The organism is Brucella sp. NBRC 12950 (assembly GCF_030268145.1).
Classification (GTDB): domain Bacteria; phylum Pseudomonadota; class Alphaproteobacteria; order Rhizobiales; family Rhizobiaceae; genus Brucella.
The window spans coordinates 1-324 of sequence record NZ_BSQC01000069.1; the positions used below are offsets into that span (position 1 = coordinate 1).

The window sequence follows — 324 nt, forward strand, 5'->3', positions numbered from 1 at the left end:
CCGTGGCGCTATAGGTGAGCGTGTCACCATCAATGTCCTTGAAGAAATCGCTCACATCAAGCGAGGTGATGGCGTCAGCATCATCATTTGCCTGATCGACAATCGTACCAACGGCCTCTGGCGCGTCGTTGACGGGATCAACCGTGATGGTAAGATTGGCGGTATCCGTGCCACCTTCCCCATCGCTGATCGTATAAGTGATCGTCGGAACCGTGCCGTTCCAGTTTTCGTCCGGCGTAAACGTGTAGGCACCGGTGCTGTCGAGCGTAAACGTGCCAACATTCTCAATTATGGCATTGTCGCCAGCGCTGTAGGTGGTTCCAT

The 324-nt window shown here is 54.3% G+C and carries 1 protein-coding gene; it reads right to left on the reverse strand.

Features of this window, described 5'->3' with window-relative positions:
- Positions 1 to 324: cadherin-like domain-containing protein (locus QSJ70_RS27490; protein ID WP_285541389.1), on the reverse strand; the 324-nt coding region annotated here is incomplete at both ends.